The following is a 2,890-nucleotide window of genomic DNA, read 5'->3' on the forward strand; positions in this document are numbered from 1 at the left end:
TTTTAGACGTGCTTTTATGTGGAAAAGAAAAAACATACTGCTTTACTGATGAAGCATATAATCTGATGAAAACGTTTAATGTTTCCCAAAGTTGGATGGAAAAACTCTCGTCTTTTAAAAACAAAATATTCAGTGACGAAGAAATGCGTCGAAAACTGGATTGTGTTTTCTCACTTAATGGATATAAAACTACTAAGAAGAAAGTCCTTGAAGCCTGTGCAATTGCGGCCTATCATCAAAGTAAAGACATACCTGTGGTTACCACACTTTTAAGTGATGATGCACGTCAATTCAGGCAAATTGCATATCATCATGCTCTTTGCTGGATTCATGACGGTAGAAACTACAAGAAATTGAGGCCAATAGTTCCGTATCATAAAGAAAAGCTGAAAGCTTTTCTGAACAGTTACTGGAACTTTTATGGTGAGCTTTCTAAGTTTAGAATAAAACCAGATTCAGAGGTAGCGGAGCAATTATCCGTTAAGTTTGATCAGTTGTTTTCTACCAAAACAGGATATGAACAGCTGGATGAAAGAATCGCTAAGACGAAAGAGAACAAGGAACATCTGTTAAAAGTACTGATTTTGCCAGAGATTCCGCTGCATAACAATGCAGCGGAACTGGCAGCAAGAGCAAAGGTCAGAAAAAGAGATGTGAGCCTTCAAACCATAACAGAGGAAGGAACAAAAGCAAATGACACATTTATGACGATTGTTCAGACAGCAAAGAAACTGGGTGTAAGTGCATATCAGTACATATGTGATAGAGTTGGCGGTACATTTGGGATGCCATCTCTGGCTCAATTAATCAGAGAAAAAAATTCAGTGAGTGGAAAGTGAGAGATATCTTCACTCAATTTGAAGAAGATACCTTTTTTTCTGTTCTTTTTATTAGTGTTCTGGAATACTATTTTAAAAATAGAACTTTTGGAAAGGAAATAATTGTGGAAGAGGGCTGAAGATACTGATTTCTCAAAAAGGCTACTTATGAAATCTATAAGTAATGCCTGGTTAGCGTGAAGAGCATAAACTCTTATATTTTCCTTTTTGTCTTTTAATTTTCTTCCAAATATTTTTTTTCGTATTTTTTCTACCTTCAGTACTCTTCAGGCTTAAAACTATTGTTTTTGCAATACCTAAAAAATCACTCAGTTGTAGCAATAAATATTTATATCCCTTATCAATAATTTTTATCATGGATTATGCATTTTTATGGTTTGTTTTTAGATTGGTAACTTAAAATAGCCTTAATCGGGTATAAACTTTACAATAAGCTTTAAAAAGCTACTTAAGAGATAAAAAATAATATTTTTGAAAAATAAGCTTTTTTGATTATTATTCGATGAAAATAAGATTTAAAGAAAAATGGCAAAACCTCAAGTGAGTGTCAAATTAGATTGGAGATTTTAAAAGCTAATGTGAAATCCCAATTAGGAACTACTGAATTAAACGAAAATTTTATATTTCTCCATTTCGTTATATAATTCCTCCTATGTTTTCATAGGGGTTTGGTTAGCCTGTGCGGAACCCGTATACTCCTGATATGGAGACTCGGGAAAGGAATTCGGACTCCTTGAAGTGGCAGGCTAACCGTCATCTAGAGAAAAGTGAGTAACTTAGAAGTATTTGGGACTCCAGAGTAGAGTCACTTTCCTGTCTCCTTCCCCTTTTAAAATCCTTTTGAACTTCTTGAGGAAAATTCATAGAATAGTTTTTTTATGTAGAATTTAAGCCATGCAGTTGATACTATTCAGCATCTCCCGCATAAACTCTTAATGCGTTAGTTATTCCTTTCTATTTCAGTCGGGATCTAAATGACGTTTCTGCAGAAGCATTGTGGAAATACAAGCTAAACCTTTGTTTCCTTCAGTGAACTGGACAGCCACAATAAGTTAACCTATTTTACACTTTTACTTCCAAGCACCGTTATATCTAAGTTACAGGATATAAGTCTAATAAAAATGATAACAAGTTTGAACTTTAGAGGTAACAATGAAAGTATCTCTGAAGTGTCTTTCACTACTACTTTCTTACTATTGTTTCCACACATAACTTTTTGTTTTTACCTTTCAGTTTTAGGACTTTAATTTTTTTCATCTGGATCTCGTAACTGTTCGACTACTAAAAATCAGTTAATTATAGTACTTCCGGCAACTGACCATTCAAAAAATCAAATTGTGTGCGGCTACCCCACCTTAAACAGGCTATCCGACAATTACTATCAATAATAATGGAATTCCTTCATTTTCGATTTAAAGATCTTAAATGCCTTCTTTTTGTTATCTGTTTATTACTAATGGTAATTGTCAGACAGCCCGTGATGGATGGAGTATTCGTAACCCTCTGCGCTCCCGCTGTAATAAAAATCTATAAATAGCTTTATTCCGCAGATCTGTACATATGTAAAACTTATTTGTCTATTTGTCTTATTGTCTACTTAAATATACTTTCAATTTTTAACCTTAGTTTGACAGTACAAACTAAATTTAGTGAGAGGCTTCAATTTTTTGCCAAAAATCAATTGACAGTATTCATAAATTTCGTAAAATTGCCTCTGATTTTCCAGCTTCACAATCACTATAAGGCAAATTAATAGAGATTTTTGTCCCATTTTATCACTTTTGGCACCTAACTTTTTGGATAGTATCTATATTTTATCTGAAATTCATGCTATCTGTCAAATTCTATACCAAAAATTTGGTCAAAAATCATAAAAATAGCCATCAAGAGAAAGAGAATCATCTGTCAAATAGAATCGTAAAAAATTGGCAAAAATTTGTTGAAATAATATTACTTATCATTCCAACGGATATGAAAACAATCTTCCCACATAAAAATCAAACTGTCAAACTCCTATTGGTTCATATGACCCCACGACCTAAATGTGTAAT

General features: G+C 33.1%; 1 protein-coding gene. It reads left to right on the plus strand.

Features of this window, described 5'->3' with window-relative positions:
• A partial coding sequence (locus ASJ81_RS10620) for an IS66 family transposase (RefSeq protein WP_141241670.1) occupies nucleotides 1-839 on the plus strand: 839 nt, incomplete at its 5' end.
• Between the last annotated feature and the right edge of the window lie 2,051 nt (nucleotides 840-2,890).

The organism is Methanosarcina spelaei, from assembly GCF_002287235.1.
Lineage (GTDB): Archaea > Halobacteriota > Methanosarcinia > Methanosarcinales > Methanosarcinaceae > Methanosarcina > Methanosarcina spelaei.